16 protein-coding genes are annotated in these 17772 nt (G+C 47.1%); 11 read left to right on the top strand and 5 right to left on the bottom strand.

All coding sequences use genetic code 11. The annotated features are described in order from the left end of the window. The first annotated feature begins 49 nt into the window (after nt 1-49). The 3 genes from VN23_RS06935 to VN23_RS06925 all read left to right on the top strand — a co-directional run bounded on the left by VN23_RS06935 (nt 50) and on the right by VN23_RS06925 (nt 5830). On the top strand, nt 50-1222 hold the full coding sequence (locus tag VN23_RS06935; protein WP_046351862.1) for an efflux RND transporter periplasmic adaptor subunit: 1173 nt from the start codon (nt 50-52) through the stop codon (nt 1220-1222). Nucleotides 1223-1269: 47 nt separating this feature from the next. Then, nucleotides 1270-4407, top strand: coding sequence for an efflux RND transporter permease subunit (locus tag VN23_RS06930; protein WP_046351863.1), 3138 nt, complete (start codon nt 1270-1272; stop codon nt 4405-4407). 73 nt (nt 4408-4480) lie between these two features. Then, nucleotides 4481-5830 (top strand): efflux transporter outer membrane subunit, encoded by a 1350-nt coding sequence (locus VN23_RS06925; RefSeq protein WP_046351864.1) that lies wholly within the window; start codon nt 4481-4483, stop codon nt 5828-5830. 70 nt (nt 5831-5900) lie between these two features. On the opposite strand, the gene VN23_RS06920 is transcribed toward VN23_RS06925, so the two are convergent. Continuing rightward, a complete protein-coding gene (locus tag VN23_RS06920) occupies nt 5901-6620 on the bottom strand; it encodes a hypothetical protein (RefSeq protein ID WP_046351865.1) in 720 nt (239 codons plus the stop codon). 6 nt (nt 6621-6626) lie between these two features. Continuing rightward, nucleotides 6627-7376, bottom strand: coding sequence for a fumarate/nitrate reduction transcriptional regulator Fnr (gene fnr / locus VN23_RS06915; protein ID WP_046351866.1), 750 nt, complete (start codon nt 7374-7376; stop codon nt 6627-6629). A 132-nt stretch (nt 7377-7508) separates the two neighbouring features. Between fnr and hemN the strand changes: the two genes are divergently transcribed. The 8 genes from hemN (at nt 7509) to VN23_RS06875 (ending at nt 16678) form a co-directional block, all read left to right on the top strand. Further along, nucleotides 7509-8912: an oxygen-independent coproporphyrinogen III oxidase gene (gene hemN, locus VN23_RS06910; protein ID WP_046351867.1), complete on the top strand. Its 1404-nt coding sequence runs from the start codon at nt 7509-7511 to the stop codon at nt 8910-8912. Nucleotides 8913-8916: 4 nt separating this feature from the next. Next, nucleotides 8917-9576, top strand: coding sequence for a sulfite exporter TauE/SafE family protein (locus tag VN23_RS06905; RefSeq protein WP_046351868.1), 660 nt, complete (start codon nt 8917-8919; stop codon nt 9574-9576). A gap of 150 nt (nt 9577-9726) precedes the next feature. After that, nucleotides 9727-10095 (top strand): response regulator, encoded by a 369-nt coding sequence (locus tag VN23_RS06900; RefSeq protein WP_046351869.1) that lies wholly within the window; start codon nt 9727-9729, stop codon nt 10093-10095. Further along, on the top strand, nt 10092-10709 hold the full coding sequence (locus tag VN23_RS06895) for a chemotaxis protein CheC (protein WP_046351870.1): 618 nt from the start codon (nt 10092-10094) through the stop codon (nt 10707-10709). Before VN23_RS06900 ends, VN23_RS06895 begins: the two co-directional genes overlap by 4 nt. Then, entirely contained in the window at nt 10709-11659 is a 951-nt protein-coding gene (locus tag VN23_RS06890) for a GGDEF domain-containing protein (RefSeq protein ID WP_062654837.1), read from the top strand. The genes VN23_RS06895 and VN23_RS06890 overlap by 1 nt, the downstream gene beginning before the upstream one ends. A gap of 202 nt (nt 11660-11861) precedes the next feature. Continuing rightward, the gene (locus tag VN23_RS06885) at nt 11862-13784 is read left to right on the top strand and encodes a PrkA family serine protein kinase (RefSeq protein ID WP_046351872.1); all 1923 of its coding nucleotides are present in this window, start codon (nt 11862-11864) and stop codon (nt 13782-13784) included. Nucleotides 13785-13865: 81 nt separating this feature from the next. Then, entirely contained in the window at nt 13866-15143 is a 1278-nt protein-coding gene (locus VN23_RS06880) for a YeaH/YhbH family protein (protein ID WP_046351873.1), read from the top strand. Beyond that, complete coding sequence (locus VN23_RS06875; RefSeq protein ID WP_046351874.1) at nt 15140-16678, top strand: SpoVR family protein; 1539 nt, start codon at nt 15140-15142, stop codon at nt 16676-16678. Before VN23_RS06880 ends, VN23_RS06875 begins: the two co-directional genes overlap by 4 nt. 84 nt (nt 16679-16762) lie before the next feature. Here the strand turns inward: VN23_RS06875 and rplI are convergent, their stop codons facing one another. The 3 genes from rplI to priB are packed head-to-tail and all read right to left on the bottom strand — an operon-like array spanning nt 16763 to nt 17769. Next, entirely contained in the window at nt 16763-17212 is a 450-nt protein-coding gene (gene rplI / locus VN23_RS06870; protein ID WP_046351875.1) for a 50S ribosomal protein L9, read from the bottom strand. Nucleotides 17213-17227: 15 nt separating this feature from the next. After that, nucleotides 17228-17455, bottom strand: a complete 228-nt coding sequence (gene rpsR / locus VN23_RS06865; protein ID WP_046351876.1) for a 30S ribosomal protein S18 — start codon at nt 17453-17455, stop codon at nt 17228-17230. A gap of 8 nt (nt 17456-17463) precedes the next feature. Next, complete coding sequence (gene priB, locus VN23_RS06860; RefSeq protein ID WP_052746581.1) at nt 17464-17769, bottom strand: primosomal replication protein N; 306 nt, start codon at nt 17767-17769, stop codon at nt 17464-17466. Nucleotides 17770-17772: the final 3 nt, after the last annotated feature.

Raw genomic sequence — 17772 nt, 5'->3', positions numbered from 1 at the left:
GAAATTTATAGGCATAAATTAAACAATGTCATATTACAAAGGATTAGGAATGCTTCCTTCACTTAAAAAAAGTGTAGTTTTGGTTTTGGGCGCAGTCACAGTACTGGCGGCCTGCGGTAAGCAAGAAGGCGGGCCTGCAGGTGCAGGTGGCGGGATGCCACCACCTGAAGTCACCGTAGTCACGGTTCAGGCGGGCAGCGCTGCGCTGACCCGTGATTTAAGCGGGCGGATTACTGCCGTGCGTACCGCTGAAGTACGGGCGCGGGTAGATGGCATTTTAGAGAAGCGTTTATTTAATGAAGGCGGTGAGGTCAAAGCAGGCCAGTCCTTATTTAAGATTGATTCACGTGTGCTGGAGGCGAATGCCGCAACGGCAAAAGCTGCGCTGGCCAAGGCTAAATCGAGCGTGCTGATTGCCAAGCAAACAGCCGATCGTTATCGCCAGCTTGTGGGCGAGCAGGGTGTAAGCCGTCAGGAATTTGATCAGGCCGAGGCACAGCTTAAACAAGCCGAAGCCGAAGTGGCCGCAGCTGAAGCAGAAGTGCGTCGCAGTAGCGTGGATCTGGAATACGCCAGCGTACAAGCGCCAATCAGTGGCCGCATTGGCCGTGCCTTGGTTTCAGAAGGCGCGCTGCTGAATAAAGGGACAGGCACGCCCTTGGCAACGATCGAGCAACTGGATTCGGTGTATGTGGATTTCAACCAGTCAGGTGCTGATCTATTGCGCTTAAAACAACTGGCTAAGGCGGGCAAACTCAAACAAGCTTCGCTACCGGTTGATTTGCTGCTGGAAGATGGCTCGAGCTATGCCCATGCAGGCAAATTGCTCTTTGCCGAGCAAACCATTGATCCGACAACCGGCACGGTCACTTTGCGTGCTGAATTCCCTAATCCGGATCATCTGCTGTTACCAGGTATGTTTGCCACGGTAAGGGTTGCGCAGGGCGCGATGGATGCTACGGTGCGTGTGCCGCAACAAGCGATTGTTTCCTCACCTCAGGGCCAGTTTGTTTACATCGTGGGTAGCGACAATAAAGTCGCCCCTGCACCTGTGAAAACCGGTGGCTTCTCAGGCAAAGACTGGATTGTGCTGAGCGGCTTAAAAGGTGGCGAGCGCGTGATGGTCGATGGCATTCAGAAAGTAAGTCCCGGCGCGGTAGTCAGCCCGGTTGATGCGGCTGCGGCTAAATCAGCACCTGCTTCTGCCCCTGCAAAAAAATAGGCTTGATCTTGTTAAGTACACAAGCATCAAAAGCCTAAGGAGAGTTTATGTTTGCTCGATTTTTTATCGATCGCCCCGTATTTGCTTGGGTGATCGCTATTATTATTGTTTTGGCAGGTTTGCTGGCTTTTAAAAGCCTGCCGATCTCTCAATATCCCGAAGTGGCTCCGCCCGCTTTAACGATTAACGCCACTTATCCCGGCGCGAGCGCGCAGGTAATGGAGGAAACGGTTACTGCGCTGATTGAGCAGGAAATGAACGGTTTGGAGAACATGCAATATATGAGCTCCAACAGCGATAGCGCCGGCAATATGGCGATTACGCTGACGTTTAAACCGGGTACAGATTTAGATATTGCCTCGGTAGAAGCGCAAAACCGTGTAAAGCGGGTTGAAGCGCGTTTGCCAAGCGAAGTACGCCAGCAAGGCGTGCAGGTGGTTAAATCGCGTAGTAACTATCTGATGTTTGTGACGCTGCTGTCGCCTGATGGAAGTTACGACAATGTGGCACTGGGTAGTTATGTGAATTCCAGCGTGATCGATTCCATTCGCCGTGTACCGGGCGTCGGGGAAGCGATGTTGTTTGGCTCTGAATACGCGATGCGTATCTGGCTGGATCCGGCTAAATTGGCGGGCTTTAAGATGTCTGCCGCTGAAGCACTGGCCGCCGTGCGTGCGCAAAACGTGCAACTGGCCACGGGTGAAATTGGCCAGCTGCCTGCGCCACCGGGCCAGCAATTTACGGCAACGGTTGTGACGCAAGGTCGTTATTTAACGGCAGAGCAGTTTGGCAATATCGTATTGCGTGATGGTAAAAATGGCTCGCAATTACGCCTGAAAGATGTGGCCAAGGTTGAGTTGGGCGCATCTGATTACAGCGTACTGGCGCGTTTGAATGGCAAGAGTATTGCGGCGATCGGGATTAAATTGTCCCCTGATGGCAATGCGCTCGAAACCGCTAAGGCGGTGAAAGCCAAGCTCGATGAGCTGTCTAAGTTTTTCCCTAAGGGCATAGCCTATGAAGTGCCTTACGATACATCCAAGTTTGTAGATGTATCGATCAAGGAAGTATTGACCACGCTGATTGAAGCGATTGGCTTGGTGTTTATTGTGATGTACCTGTTCCTGGGTAATATCCGCGCCACGCTGATTCCGACGATTGTTGTGCCGATTGCGCTGTTAGGCGCTTTGGTGGGTTTGCAGCTGTTTGGTTATTCGATCAATGTGCTGACCATGTTTGCCATGGTGCTGGCGATTGGTATCTTGGTTGACGATGCGATTGTGGTGATCGAAAACGTCGAACGGATTATGTCTGAAGAGGGCCTTGCCCCGCGCGAAGCCACGCAAAAAGCGATGGGGCAGATTATTGGCCCGATTATCGCCATTACCTTGGTGCTAACCGCCGTGTTTGTGCCGATGGCGTTTTTCTCGGGTGCGGTAGGTGCGATTTATCGCCAGTTCTCGGTGACCTTGGTGCTGACGATGTTCTTCTCGGCGTTAATGGCTTTAACCTTAACGCCTGCATTGTGCGCAACGTTCCTCAAGCCTTTGAAAAAGGGCGAGCATCATGGCACTAAGGGCTTCTTGGGTTGGTTTAACCGCAAGTTTGCAGCGTTAACGATCCGTTATCAGGGTTGGGTAGGGACATGCATTCGTAAGACTGGCTTATCCCTGCTGTTTTTTGCTTTGATTCTGGCCTCTACCGGCTGGTTGATGTCGCGCTTGCCAACGTCTTTCCTGCCTGATGAAGACCAAGGTTACTTTATTAGCGTGGTGCAATTGCCTGCAGGCGCAACACATGAGCGTACGTTGGAAATCGTTCAGCAGGTTGAAGCTCATTTTGTGAAACAGCCTGAAGTGGATCGTGTGATTGCGATTGTGGGTTTCAGCTTCTTTGGCCGCGGCCAAAATGCGGCGCTGGCGTTTGTAACCTTAAAAGACTGGAAAGATCGTCCGCTGCCTAACGATCAGGTAGGCCCGGTGGTGCAACGCGCCAACATGATGCTGTTCCGCATTAAGCAGGCGTTTGCATTTGCAACCAATGTGCCGCCGATTCCTGAATTGGCATCGGTAGGTGGTTTCGATTTCCGCTTGCAAGACCGTGCTGGTTTAGGCCGTGATCGCCTGTATGAAGCACGGAATATGTTGCTGGGCATGGCTGCGCAAAACAAAGCTTTGGCGGGGGTGCGCCCTGATGGTCAGGAACCGGGTCAGCAGCTTTTACTTGATGTAAATAAAGTAAAAGCCAGCCAGCTCGGCATTGATATGGCCGAGCTTAATAGCACACTGGCGATTTCATTAGGTTCTGCCTATGTGAATGACTTTGTGCGCGAAGGCCGTATTTTGCGTGTGCTGATGCAAGCCACACCGGAAAGCCGTCTTTCACCGGACGATTTACTCAAGCTGCAAATTAAAACCCGCGCGGGCAATCTAGTGCCGCTGTCTGAAATTGCCGAGGCTAAGTGGCAGGCAGGTGCTTCTGCACTCGATCGCTATAACGGCTTGCCTGCATTTAAGATTTCTGGCGGCCCGGCCCCCGGTAAAAGCTCGGGGGAGGCGATGGATGCAATGGAAGCGATGGCTAAGCAATTGCCACCAGGCGTGGGTTTTGAATGGTCGGGTACTTCGTTTGAAGAACGTCTATCTGGCTCGCAAGCACCCTTCTTGTTTGGCTTGTCGATTCTGATTGTTTTCTTATGCCTTGCAGCGCTGTATGAAAGCTGGTCGATTCCGTTTGCTGTGCTGTGGGTGGTGCCACTGGGTATCTTTGGTGCGGTGGCTGCCATGACATTGCGTGGTTTGCCAGACGATGTTTATTTTAAGGTGGGGCTGATTGCCATTATTGGTTTGTCGGCAAAGAACGCGATTCTGATTATCGAATTCGCCCGTGATTTGCAGCGTCAGGGCATGAGCGCAATCGATGCCACGCTGGAAGCTTGCCGTTTACGCTTCCGTCCGATTCTGATGACTTCGTTTGCCTTTATCGCGGGTGTATTGCCACTGGCGATGAGTACCGGTGCCGGTGCAGCAAGCCGACGTGCCATTGGTACAGGGGTGATGGGTGGAATGATTACTGCCACAGTATTTGCGGTGTTCTTAGTGCCGGTGTTCTTTGTGGTGGTGCGTCGCTTCTTCCCTGAGAAAACCGTGGTACGCAGCGACGAAATCGCGGATGACCATCGTTAATAGACGTGCCGGTCTTCGAAGGGCGGCGTGCCCGCCCTTCGAATAATGACGCGAACCCATAGGTAATAAATGTATGAAAAAACAATTAATGTCTAAGACGCTGCTGCTGGCGATGACTCTGGGCTTGGGTGCATGCGCGATGGGGCCGGATTACATTCGCCCCGCAGCCCCGGTCGCCAGTGTGGTGGGCAGCCAGCCTGCGGAGATGAGTACGCCACAGTGGGGTAGCTATTTTAGCGACCCTGCTTTGCAGTCGGTGATTGAAAAAGCGCTGATCAATAATCGCGATTTAAAAATCGCCACGGCCAGAATCGAAGAAGCCCGTGCGCTGTATGGTATTCAAAAGGCGGACTTTTTGCCGTCGGTGAGTGCCAATGGCTCGGGCAATATCAGCCGTAGTAATCCGGATGCCGATATCAGCCGCCGCTACGAAGCTAATCTGGCGCTGCTATCGTACGAGGTGGATTTCTGGGGTCGTGTGCGCCGCTTAAGCGAGGCGGCCAAAGCCAATTACCTAGCAAGCGAAGAGGCGCAGCAATCGGTACGCAGTACGCTGATCGCCGATGTGGCTAATAGCTATTACAGCGCACAAGCCTTACAAACACGTAGCCGCTTTGCCGAGCAAACCGCTAAGGCGCGGGAAGAAAGCCTGCGCGTGGTGAAGCGCCGCGTGGAGGTGGGCGTGGCTAATCGCTTGGATCTTTTGCAAGCGCAAAGTGCACAAGATAGCGCCATTAGTGATCACTCGGCTTTGGCGCGCCAAGCGGCTAATGCGCAAACGGCGCTGACTGTTTTGGTGGGTGAAACGGTCAGCCTGCCTGCGGCCAATTTAAATGCAGAAGTGGTGCAGTTGCCCAGTGGCTTAAATTCTACCGTTTTGCTTGAGCGCCCGGATGTGCGTGCTGCGGAGCAAAAGCTGGTGGCGGCCAATGCCAATATTGGTGCGGCCCGCGCGGCCTTCTTCCCTAAAGTCACTTTAATGGGTAGTGGCGGTGTGGTGAGCAATGAGCTGGATGATTTATTCTCTGGCGGCAACCGTGCATGGAGTTTTTTGCCGCAAATCAGCCTGCCGTTGTTTGATGGCGGACGCCTAAGCGCTGGGGCTGACATTGCCGAAGCCCGCAAAGTGATTGCTGTGGCTGAATATGAAAAAGCCATTCAGCTGGCGTTTAAAGACGCCGCCGATGTGTTATCTGATCAGGTATGGCTGAGCAAGCAGCTAACAGCCCAGCAACGCCTTGCAGATCGGCAGGAGCAGCGCCTGAAACTTGCAGAAGCACGCTATGCATCGGGCTTGTCGGGATATCTGGATGTGCTGGATGCGCAGCGTGAGTTTTACGCGGCCAGCCAGGGACTGATCGAAACGCGTCGTGCTCGTTTAGCCGCATCGGCACAAGCGTTTAAGGCTTTGGGCGGAAAGTAATACGCGCTAGTTGATTGGTTTTATAAGCAAACAGCCCCAAATTGGGGCTGTTTTTTTATTGTTTGATAGATCAACTGTTTGGCTGGTGATGAGGTGCGGGCGTGTTTGCTCGGCTAAAAAACTGCATTAAAAATTGCGCTAGCGCAGCGGCGGGCTCTTGATGTTCTGGCAAACTGAAGGCGCTGAGCTGTGTGTGCACTGCTTGAAAAGATCTATTTTCTGCCAAAGCTAAATATTGCTGGCAAAGTGGCGCAATGGCTTGCCATTGTGCGGTTTGCAACTCGGCTAGCTTACTTAAATCGGCCTTGGGCGATGGCTTGCCATTTGGAAAGATGACTTTCCAGCTTTCAATAAGGGGCTGCATCATGATGTGCTGTAGCAGCGCCAAAAAGCTGGCTGCGCCTTTGCCGCCAGCATGCAGCCAGCTGTTGCGACCTGCCGGGGCTAAGGTATCGAGCAGAGGGGCGGCAAGCTGTAGGGCTGTGTCGTCGCCGCTGGCGGCCATCATCCAGCCTAAGTGTGCGGCGCACTGAGGCTCGCCAATCAGGGCCAGATCAATATGATGCCAGCCTTGTGCCTGCGCCCATTGAGCACTTTGCAAATAGCCTGCTAAATCAGCATGGCCTGCAGAAATAAGCAGGCCATTGTGAGGTAAAGGGGGGATTTGCGATTGCATATCAAGCGGCAGCAGCATGAGCTGTGCCATTTGCAAGGGTTTAAGCCGGGATTGCAATGACTCTAGAATGGCCGCTGGGGCAAGAAATAAAACAGGGCCATTGGATAGAGTCATAGTGGCTTATTGTTGGCAGTTGTTAATCAATTGTTTGAGTGCGTCAGGATTGAGAATTTCAATCAAGCGGTTTTGTACTTTAATTAAGCCGTTTTCTTGAAATTTCGATAATGAGCGGCTCACGGTTTCAAGTTTAAGGCCTAAATAGCTGCCGATTTCTTCACGCGTCATGCGCAAATGAAAGCTGCTGGCAGAATAACCACGGATGGCAAAGCGTTGAGATAAATTCAGCAAGAAGGCCGCAATGCGTTCTTCTGCTTTCATATTTCCCAATAAAAGCATCACGCCATGATCGCGCACAATTTCGCGGCTCATCATTTTATAAAGATGATGTTGCAAGATCGGTATGCGGCGGCTGAGTTCTTCCATATCGGTGAAGGGCAGCTCACAGACTTCGCTGTCTTCCAGGGCAATGGCATCACAGGTATGCAGATCAGAGCTAACCGCATCCATGCCCATGAGCTCGCCGGTCATATGAAAGCCGGTGACTTGCTCGCGGCCGTCTTCAGAAATTACGCTGGCTTTAAAGAAACCTAAGCGAATCGCAAACAGAGAGCGAAACGGCTCTCCTGCGCGGTAGAGCGCTTCACCGCGCTTAATCGGCTTGGCTTGGGTGATTAAGTGATCAAGCTCGCGCATTTCATCAGCGGAAAGACCAATCGGCAGACAAAGCTCACGCAAGCTGCAATTGACGCAGCTTTGGCGCAAGTGCTTGAGGCTAAGGTCACGTACTGGGATATGAGATGTCGGTGTCATTGGGCGTTTCAATTCGTGTTTTCGATATCAGCCACTGCAAGTTATTTCCAGTACAGATATTGATATCGATCAAGGTTATGAAAAATGAATCTAGGCAAGCTGCACTCATACGATGAATAAGGATGGAACAGTATGCTTCAAAATAATGCTACGGTCTTACAGCCACTTGATTTTGATCGAAACTTGATAAGCCAACACAGCGGAAAAGGGCCAAGGTACACATCCTACCCCACTGCGGATCGATTTGCTGTAATGGATGCAGATCGCTATGAGCAAAGTGTACGCCAGCAACAGCCCGGCATTGGAATAAGACCGTTGTCATTGTATTTTCACTTGCCCTTTTGCAATACTATTTGTTACTACTGCGCCTGTAATAAAGTCATCACAAAGGATCAGAGTAAGGCGGATCAATACCTCGATTATCTACTTAAAGAGGTAAAAATACAGGCGGCATTATTAACCAAGCGCGGCAAGATTTCTCAGTTGCATTTTGGCGGAGGTACCCCTACTTTTTTGAGCGATGCACAATTAACGCGATTAATGGACGGTATTCGTCATCATTTCGATTTAAAAGCTGATGGCGAGTTTTCAATTGAGATCGATCCACGCAAAGTCAGCGCGGCTACTGTAGCGCTTTTAGGGCAGATTGGCTTTAACCGCATGAGTGTGGGCGTGCAAGATTTTAATTTAGAGGTGCAAAAAGCGGTTAACCGTATTCAAACGGAGGAAGAAACTAGAGTTGTGATTGATGCTGCGCGTGCCAATGGCTTTAAATCAGTCAGTATCGACCTGATTTACGGTTTGCCGCATCAAACTCAGGCCCGGATGTATGAGACGATTGAGCGTGTCCTCACTTTGCGCCCGGATCGGCTGGCCCTGTATAGCTATGCCCATTTGCCCGAGCGTTTTATGCCGCAAAGACGCATTGATGCTGGGCAGCTACCCTCAACAGAGGGTAAACTCGATATCTTGCAAAGTAGTGTGAATCAGCTTCTTGCTGCGGGTTATATCTATATCGGCATGGACCATTTCGCTTTGCCTGATGATCCGCTGGCAATTGCTCAAAGAAGAGGGCAGTTGCATCGGAATTTCCAAGGTTATTCAACGCACGCCGATTGCGATCTGATGGCTTTTGGTGTGTCAGCAATTGGCAAAGTGGCCAATTGTTTTGCCCAGAATGTAAAAGATTTAGATGCTTATTATCTGGCCTTGGATGAAGATCGTTTGCCGATAGAGCGTGGCTTGATGATCACGCACGATGATTATTTGCGTGGCTCGGTAATTCAATCTTTAATGTGCCAGTTTGAATTGAGTTTTCAGCCTGTGGAATTGGCTTATTTGATTGATTTTAAAAGCTATTTCTCTGAAGAGATTCATTTGCTTATGCCATTTCAAGCCCAGGGTTTGCTTGAAGTGCAGGACGATTCAATCATTGTCAGCCCTAAGGGGCGCTTTTTGATCCGCTCGATTGCCATGGTTTTTGACCGCTATTTGCGTCATGCCCCTCGCGCAGGGAGCTATTCTAAGTTGATATAAAGTAATGCTGGAATTAGATTTTCTTGCTTTGTTTCTGGCCGGTTTATTAGGGGGCGGGCATTGTGTTGGAATGTGCGGTGGTGTCGTTGCCGCCTTTAGTTTGCAGCTCCCAAAGGGCCCGCGCTGGCATTACCATTTGGGTTTTAATCTTGGTCGCTTGCTGGGCTATTGCCTGATTGGTATGCTTGCGGGCTTGCTGGGCTCTTTGTCTGTCTTGCTTTCATTACAAGGCGTGAAAAGCGGCTTGTTTATCCTTGCCAATTTATTATTGATTTTGCTTGGCAGTTATATGGCTGGCTGGTCATCTCTTATTTTATTGCTGGAAAAAGCTGGGCGTCCTTTATGGCTTAAAATTCAACCTTATATGCGGCTATTTTTACCGATAAAAAGATGGCCGGATACGCTGATTGTAGGGGCTTTGTGGGGATGGTTGCCCTGTGGTTTGGTTTATACCGCTTCTTTAAACGCACTTGCCAGTGCCAGTCCTTGGTCTGGTGGTTTAATTATGCTGTCTTTTGGTTTAGGCACACTACCCAATTTATTGCTGATGTCCGCCTTTGCAGAGCAGTTGCGAAAGCTGTTTAAGAATAAATATTTACGCTATTTGTTTGGTGGAGGTTTGATGTTTTTAGGCGCTTATCGATTGATTCAATTTATGTTTTAGCAATGGTTTCTTGTGTAAAGTGAATGTAAATATTGGCCGATTGTTATCAAATTTTTTTGCTGATGCTTGGGTGGTTGACTTTTTAAAATAAAAAATAGCTATTGAATCTGGCGCTTTGCAGTCATTTTATAAAAAAGGATTTTTAAAAAAATGCCTACCCCCATTTTGGTTGTTGATGATTCTGCTATGGCCAGAAAAATGCTGATCAAGGCTTTGCCTAAGAATTGGAATGTTGATATCACACAAGCATGCAATGGTATTGAAGCATTAGCTGCTTATCGAGCAGGTAAAGCAGATGTGATGTTTTTAGATTTAACTATGCCAGTGATGGATGGTTATGCTGTATTAGAAACCCTGCAGAAAGAAGGCTTGAATAGTTATGTCGTCGTGGTTTCGGCGGATATTCAAGTACTCGCGCGTGAACGTGTACGACAATTGGGGGCTGCGGCCTTTGTTCAAAAACCTGTGAAAGCTTCTGATATTGAGATTATTTTGCGCGAATATGGAATCGCTTTATGAATGAAGAATTGTTTTTGACAGAAGAGCAAACCGATGCCTTGCAAGAAATTACCAATATTGCGATGGGCCGTGCAGGCGCGCAGCTGGCACAAATTCTAGATACATTTATTAAGCTGTCTGTTCCACGTATTAATATTATTCAATCATCATCGATTAGCCACAATATTGTGCATATGATTGGCGCTAAAAGTGCGGCAACGGCAATTCGTCAGTCATTTAATGGCTCTTTATCGGGCGAAGCTATGGTGGTTTATGATCAGCATGGCTGTAGAAACCTGGCTGATCTGATGGGCTATGATGGCGTAATTGATCGCACTGCCGAGCGGGAATTACTTTTAGATGTGGGTAATGTATTGGTAGGCGCTTGTTTAAATGGCGTGGCTGATTTATTAGGCGCGTCGCTGGTTTTTTCTGCACCCACCATTATGGCGGAAAACGTTGAGGTAGATCAGCTGATCAATATCAAGCAGATCACCTGGAATTACGCCTTGCTGGTTGAGGTGCATTTCACTTTGGAAATTCGTGATTTTACCTGCCACTTACTCACCTTAATGCCAGAAGAATCCATTTTACGATTGCAGCTGGCGATTGATGCGTTTATGGACAAGATCTAATGCAACAAAGATTATGTGATTTTATCGTTAATGAAGTCGGGGTCGGCGTTTTTTCGCTGGATCGAGATTATCGTATTTTGCTGTGGAATCGTTTTATGGCTCAGCATAGTGGCATTGCCGCTGAGCAAGCGATTGGTGCAAATTTATTTGAGCTGTTTCCTGAATTGCCAGAGAAGTGGCTTAGCAAAAAAATTGAAAGTGTTTTTGTGCTTAAAAACTTTGCTTTTACTTCATGGGAGCAAAGGCCGTATTTGTTTAAATTTCCACATAACCGCCCCATTACGGGCGGTATGGATTTTATGCAGCAAAACACCACCTTTATGCCTGTGCGCAATGAATTGGGTGAGGTTGATGCAGTTACCGTGAATCTATTTGATGTGACTGATAATGCCATAGCACAAAATTTATTACAGGAGGCGATGGGACAGCTTGAAGAGTTTTCTAATCGGGATGGGTTAACGGGCATATACAATCGCCGCTATCTTGATATGCGCTTTACGCAGGAGCTGGAGCGGATGTCTCGCTATCAGGCTGCATTTTTTACCGTGATTTTGTTTGATTTGGATCGCTTTAAGCAGGTGAATGATCATTATGGTCATGTTGCAGGGGATGAGGTGTTGCGTGTTGTTGCATCCCGGGTACTCACCACATTAAGAGATACTGATGTGTTCGGTCGTTATGGCGGGGAGGAGGTTTTACTCCTGTTGCCACAAACTGATTTGGCGGGGGCAGAAATTGCCGCAGAAAGAATTCGTGAGATTTTATGCTCAACACCCGTACAAGTGGGCGAGACTAAAATTGGAATTTCAGCCAGCCTAGGCCTTTCTGAATGCCATTTCGGGGTAAAAAACCCACAACAAGTGATTGAAGAAGCTGATTTGGCCTTGTATTCATCCAAGCAGAATGGGCGTAATCGGGTGACCGTTTTTTCCGCCACTTTGCGAGATTGATTATTTATATTGCATATTAAAAAGAGCCAGTCAGGGCTCTTTTTTTTGGCTAAATTCTGTAAAAACAAAGTGCCTAGCTTAAATTTATTAGCAATGTGTGCGTAATTTTTTGAAATAATCAACTTTACTATGTCTATAAAGAATGCAGAGGTGCAGCGATCGCAGTACCACTCGTATGACATACACGGTGAGGAGAGGCGTCATGGATGTCTTTAATAATTTTGCGGCACGATATGAGCGCACACGCGAAGAAGAAATGTCCCTTAGGGACTATCTGGAGCTATGTAAACAAGATCAGGTTGCTTATGCTACCGCAGCAGAGCGGATGCTGATGGCGATTGGCGAGCCAGAGTTGATTGACACCCGGCTTGATTCCAGCTTGTCACGTATTTTCCAGAATAAAGTGATTCGCATCTATCCTGCATTTCGTGAATTTTATGGTATGGAAGAAGTGATCGAGCAAGTGGTGGCTTATTTCCGGCATGCAGCTCAAGGTTTGGAAGAAAAGAAGCAGATTCTTTATTTGCTTGGCCCAGTAGGGGGCGGCAAAAGCTCGATCGCTGAAAAATTAAAAGAATTGATGGAGTGCGTACCTTTTTATTGCATTAAAGGCTCGCCAGTGAATGAATCACCTTTGGGGCTATTTAATGCAGATGAAGACGGTAGCTTATTAGAAGAGCAATTTGGTATTGCCAGCCGCTATTTGAAAACCATCCCCAGCCCTTGGGCTGTAAAACGCCTTCACGAATTTAATGGTGATATTAATCAGTTTAGAGTGGTAAAGCGCCATCCTTCGGTATTACGCCAGGTGGCCATTGCCAAGACTGAGCCAGGAGATGAAAACAATCAGGATATCTCTGCTTTAGTAGGTAAGGTGGATATTCGTAAATTAGAAAAATACGCACAGGATGATCCTGATGCTTATAGCTATTCAGGCGGTTTATGCTTGGCGAATCAAGGGTTGCTTGAGTTTGTGGAAATGTTTAAAGCACCGATTAAAGTGCTACACCCTTTATTGACGGCCACTCAAGAAGGTAACTTTAAGGGTACTGAAGGCTTTGGCGCTATTCCCTTTGATGGTGTGGTGTTAGCTCACTCTAATGAATCAGAATGGAAGCAATTCAAAAATAATAAAAATAATGAGGCTTTTTTAGATCGTATTTATATCGTGAAAGTGCCTTACTGCCTGAGGGTGAGTGAGGAAGTAAAGATTTATGAGAAATTAGTGCTTAACTCTTCTTTATCTAAAGCGCCTTGCGCTCCGGGTACTTTAAAAATGATGGCGCAGTTTGCAATACTTTCGCGTCTGCGGGAGCCAGAAAACTCCAGCATCTTTTCTAAAATGTTGGTTTACGATGGTGAAAATTTAAAAGATGTCGATCCAAAAGCAAAATCGATTCAGGAATACCGCGATTTTGCAGGTGTGGATGAAGGAATGAATGGTTTATCCACTCGGTTTGCTTTCAAAATTTTATCTAAAGTATTTAATTTTGATCATGCAGAAGTTGCGGCAAACCCTGTGCATTTATTGTATTTGCTGGAGCAACAAGTCGAACGCGAGCAATTTTCTGCCGAGCTAGAGCAAAAATATATTTCCTATATCAAAGAGTTTATGGCTTTGAAATATGTTGATTTTATTGGCAAAGAAATCCAAACCGCCTATTTGGAAAGTTATTCCGAATATGGGCAAAATATTTTTGATCGCTATGTCACATTGGCCGATTACTGGATTCAGGATCAGGAGTATCGCGATGCAGACACAGGGGAATCATTTGATCGAACCAGCTTAAATAATGAGCTGGAAAAAATAGAAAAGCCTGCGGGTATTTCTAATCCTAAAGATTTCAGAAATGAAATTGTTAATTTTGTATTAAGAGCCCGTGCCAATAATGGGGGGAACAACCCCGCCTGGACTTCATACGAAAAATTACGCTCTGTGATTGAGAAAAAAATGTTCTCTAATACGGAGGAGCTATTGCCAGTTATTTCATTTAATGCCAAGGCAAGTCATGATGATGCACGTAAACACGAAGATTTTGTGAATCGGATGGTGAGCAAAGGCTATACGCCGAAACAGGTCAGACTCTTGTGCGAGTGGTATTTAAGAGTCCGTAAATCGTCGTAATCCAGTGGGGCTGAGGGGTGAAATCGAGGTGGAGTGGCTCGAGATTGCTCCTTGCGCCTCACGCCTCACTGGGGTTGCATCATGATTCATATGATTGATCGGCGTTTAAATGGTAAAAATAAGTCGGCGATAAATCGGGAGCGGTTTCTTCGTCGTTTTAAGGGGCAAATTAAAGAAGCGGTAACGCGTGCCGTTAATGGCAGATCGATTACCGATATTGAGCGTGGCGAGAAAGTATCCATTCCTGTTAAAGACATTAATGAACCTGGCTTTGCCCATGCACAAGGCGGGATTTGGGAGCGGGTTTTTCCTGGGAATGATCGTTATAGCCGGGGCGATGAAATTGATCGCCCAGCAGGCGGAGACGGTGCAGGAGGGAATGGCGGTGCGGGCAATGGTGGGGATGGTGAAGATGACTTTGTTTTTGAATTAAGCAAAGAAGAATTTCTTGAGTTTTTCTTTGATGATCTGGAATTGCCCAATTTAGTTAAAACACAATTAAAACAAAGTATGGTGATGAAACCGGTAAGGGCTGGCTTTACTTCCGATGGCACGCCGACCAATATCCATGTGCTACGCAGCCTGCGTGCAGCATTGGGGCGGCGCATTGCACTATCTGCAGGGCCATTAGAAGAATTAAATACCCTACAAGAGCAATTAGATGAACTGCTTGAAACTCAAGGAGAAAGATCGCAGGAAGTTCAAACCTTACAGGCGATTATTCGTGAATTAAAAGCAAAGCTGGTTTGTATTCCTTATATTGATCCCTTTGATCTGAAATACACCAATCGTATTCGCGTACCTAAGCCCACTACGCAGGCGGTGATGTTTTGTGTGATGGATGTATCCGGCTCTATGGATGAAGCCAAAAAAGATATTGCTAAGCGTTTCTTTATTTTGCTTTATTTGTTTTTGGTACGTGCCTACGAAAAAATAGAGGTGGTATTTATTCGTCACCATACCCAGGCTACCGAGGTGAATGAGCATGATTTTTTTCATGCAAGAGACACGGGCGGTACGGTGGTTTCTTCAGCATTAAAACTCACCAAAAAAATCATTGATGAGCGTTATCCTGATGCAGATTGGAATATCTACGTGGCCCAAGCCAGCGATGGGGATAACTGGGATTCGGATTCGCCACAATGCCGGCAATTACTCAGCGCTGAAATTATGCCGCTTTTGCAGTACTACGCTTATGTGGAAATTACGGAAGGAGAGCCGCAGAATCTTTGGTTTGAATACGAAAAAGTGGCCGAGCAACACGCACATTTCACCATGCGGCGTATTCGTAATCCCGCAGAAATTTGGCCCATTTTTAAAGAGTTATTTAAGAAAGTCAGCGCAAGGGGGGGGGCATGAGTACCAATACACGCCAAAAAAAAACGCGCTCAAAAAAATTATTATCAACCGGCTCGGAATGGTCTTTCGATTTAATTGATGATTACTACCGAGAAATTGCGCGTGTGGCCAAGCAATTTGGCCTGGATACCTATCCTAATCAACTGGAGGTGATTTCCGCTGAGCAAATGATGGATGCCTATGCCTCGGTAGGCATGCCGGTGATGTATAACCACTGGAGTTACGGCAAGCATTTTTTATCCACGCAAAAATCGTATCAGCGCGGCGCAATGGGTTTGGCTTACGAAATTGTGATTAATTCCAGCCCTTGTATTGCTTATTTAATGGAAGAAAACACCATGACGATGCAGGCGCTGGTGATTGCGCATGCTGCTTTTGGTCATAATTCTTTTTTTAAAGGTAATTATTTATTTAGAAGCTGGACGGATGCAACGGCCATTATTGATTATCTGGTCTTTGCAAAAAACTATATTGCCCAGTGTGAGCAAAGATATGGTGAAGATAAGGTTGAGGAATTGCTCGATTCTTGTCATGCGCTGATGAATTATGGTGTTGATCGTTATAAACGGCCGCAAAAATTATCACTTTCATTGGAATTAGCAAAGCAATCGGAGCGGGAAAACTATCAGCAATCACAGATTAATGAGCTGTGGCGCACTATTCCTAAGCGTAATGAAGAAGAGAAAACGCATGAGGAAAGCCGTTTCCCTTCTGAGCCACAAGAAAATCTGCTGTATTTTATTGAGAAATACGCACCTTTATTAGCGCCGTGGCAAAGAGAAATTGTGCGGATTATTCGCAAAATTGCACAGTATTTTTATCCGCAGCGGCAAACGCAGGTTATGAATGAGGGCTGGGCCACTTTCTGGCATTACACCTTGCTGAATCAATTGTATGACGAAGGTTTGGTGGACGATGCGTTTATGTTGGAGTTTTTGCATAGTCACACCAACGTGGTGTTTCAGCAGCCCGTTACGAGCAAATGGTTTAATGGGATTAACCCATATGCGCTTGGCTTTGCGATGTTTCGTGATTTGCGGCGTATTTGTGAAGAGCCTACCGAGGAGGATAAACTTTGGTTTCCGGATTTAGCCAATACGGATTGGAAAAAAACGCTTGATTTTGCAATGCGTAATTTTAAGGATGAGAGTTTTATTTTGCAGTATCTTTCACCTAAATTAATGCGTGAGTTTCGCTTGTTTGCCATTCTGGATGATGACTATTTGCCTAAATTAAAGGTGGCGGCGATTCATGATGAGGCGGGCTATCTGGATATCAGGCAAAAGCTGGCAGATCAATATAATCTGGCCGGCAGGGAGCCAAACATTCAGGTGTATGAGGCTAATACACAGGGGGATAGGTCTTTAACACTGCGGCATTATCAATACCAGCGCAGGCCCTTAGGCAATAGCGTACATGAAGTGCTTAGGCATATTTCACGGCTGTGGGGGTTTTCGGTCAAACTGGAAAGTGTGGATGAAAAAAACCGAGTATTGCTAAGCTATGAATGCAAGCTGGAAAAAAGAGGGGGGTAGTTTGAGTTTGCTAGCGGGCAATAAAAAACGGCAACCCGAGGATTGCCGTTTTTTATATGTGAAGCTATTAATTAATCGTAATGATTAGTTAATACCAACAACAGTTACTTTTACTGCAGCAACGATTTCGTGGTGCAGAGCAAGTTCAACTTCGTATTCGCCGATTTGCTTGAAAGGACCTTCAGGCAGGCGAACTTCAGATTTAGCCACTTCAAAGCCAGCAGCAACGAATGCTTCGGCGATGTCTTGTGTGCTAACTGAACCGAACAGACGGCCATCAACACCGGCTTTTTGTTCGATAGAAACTGCAGCGCCTTCCAGCTTAGCAGCGCGATCAGTTGCCGCAGCAATGATCTCGGCTTGACGTGCTTCAAGCTCAATACGACGAGCTTCAAATTCAGCTAAGTTAGCTGTAGTTGCACGTTTTGCTTTGCCTTGTGGTACCAAGAAGTTACGTGCGTAACCATCTTTTACGGTAACCACATCACCAAGACCACCTAAGTTTGCTACTTTTTCGAGCAGAATGATTTGCATTTTTATTCTTCTCTCTTAGTGTTGGTCGGTGTATGGCAGAAGCGCAAGCAGACGAGCTACTTTGATTGCTTCAGACAATTGGCGCTGGAACTTAGCTTTAGTGCCAGTAATACGGGCAGGGATGATCTTACCGTTTTCAGAGATAAAGTCTTTTAACAGAGCAATATCTTTGTAATCCACGTGGGCAATGCCTTCGGCGGTAAAGCGGCAGAATTTTTTCCGCTTGAACAGATGACGCGACATGATAAACCTCAATTCAACAATTCAAATTCTTCGAGATGCAACACAAGCTCATTGCGATAACGATTACTTTTTGCAGCGATAAAACCTTTGCTGGCAAGGCGTTGCCCAATTTGGATAGGGGCAAGTCTTGTTGCAATATCGCCGAGTGCCATCATGGCCACTTCACACTCCACCTTGCGGTGTTTACCTGCTTCAAGCTGTTCAGAAAGATGAGTGATCACGATTTCTAAAACTGGCGTTCCGGCAGGGGTGTAACGTAATTCGCTTCGTTTGATAACGGTACCGTCAATGAGTACTCGGTTACGTTTGTCCAATTT

Source organism: Janthinobacterium sp. B9-8 (assembly GCF_000969645.2).
Classification (GTDB): domain Bacteria; phylum Pseudomonadota; class Gammaproteobacteria; order Burkholderiales; family Chitinibacteraceae; genus Iodobacter.
The sequence above is the reverse complement of the archived record's forward strand: the minus strand, read 5'-3'. Positions and strand labels throughout refer to the sequence as shown.

What these genes read in the sequence shown, in the direction of transcription:
- VN23_RS06900 (WP_046351869.1), top strand. Translation starts at nt 9,727, where the DNA reads ATGCCTACCCCCATTTTGGTTGTTGATGATTCTGCTATGGCCAGAAAA.
- VN23_RS06925 (WP_046351864.1), top strand. Translation starts at nt 4,481, where the DNA reads ATGAAAAAACAATTAATGTCTAAGACGCTGCTGCTGGCGATGACTCTG.
- VN23_RS06905 (WP_046351868.1), top strand. Translation starts at nt 8,917, where the DNA reads ATGCTGGAATTAGATTTTCTTGCTTTGTTTCTGGCCGGTTTATTAGGG.
- rpsR (WP_046351876.1), bottom strand. Translation starts at nt 17,455, where the DNA reads ATGTCGCGTCATCTGTTCAAGCGGAAAAAATTCTGCCGCTTTACCGCC.
- VN23_RS06920 (WP_046351865.1), bottom strand. Translation starts at nt 6,620, where the DNA reads ATGACTCTATCCAATGGCCCTGTTTTATTTCTTGCCCCAGCGGCCATT.
- VN23_RS06875 (WP_046351874.1), top strand. Translation starts at nt 15,140, where the DNA reads ATGAGTACCAATACACGCCAAAAAAAAACGCGCTCAAAAAAATTATTA.
- VN23_RS06930 (WP_046351863.1), top strand. Translation starts at nt 1,270, where the DNA reads ATGTTTGCTCGATTTTTTATCGATCGCCCCGTATTTGCTTGGGTGATC.
- VN23_RS06880 (WP_046351873.1), top strand. Translation starts at nt 13,866, where the DNA reads ATGATTCATATGATTGATCGGCGTTTAAATGGTAAAAATAAGTCGGCG.
- VN23_RS06890 (WP_062654837.1), top strand. Translation starts at nt 10,709, where the DNA reads ATGCAACAAAGATTATGTGATTTTATCGTTAATGAAGTCGGGGTCGGC.
- fnr (WP_046351866.1), bottom strand. Translation starts at nt 7,376, where the DNA reads ATGACACCGACATCTCATATCCCAGTACGTGACCTTAGCCTCAAGCAC.
- VN23_RS06895 (WP_046351870.1), top strand. Translation starts at nt 10,092, where the DNA reads ATGAATGAAGAATTGTTTTTGACAGAAGAGCAAACCGATGCCTTGCAA.
- rplI (WP_046351875.1), bottom strand. Translation starts at nt 17,212, where the DNA reads ATGCAAATCATTCTGCTCGAAAAAGTAGCAAACTTAGGTGGTCTTGGT.
- VN23_RS06885 (WP_046351872.1), top strand. Translation starts at nt 11,862, where the DNA reads ATGGATGTCTTTAATAATTTTGCGGCACGATATGAGCGCACACGCGAA.
- VN23_RS06935 (WP_046351862.1), top strand. Translation starts at nt 50, where the DNA reads ATGCTTCCTTCACTTAAAAAAAGTGTAGTTTTGGTTTTGGGCGCAGTC.
- hemN (WP_046351867.1), top strand. Translation starts at nt 7,509, where the DNA reads ATGCTTCAAAATAATGCTACGGTCTTACAGCCACTTGATTTTGATCGA.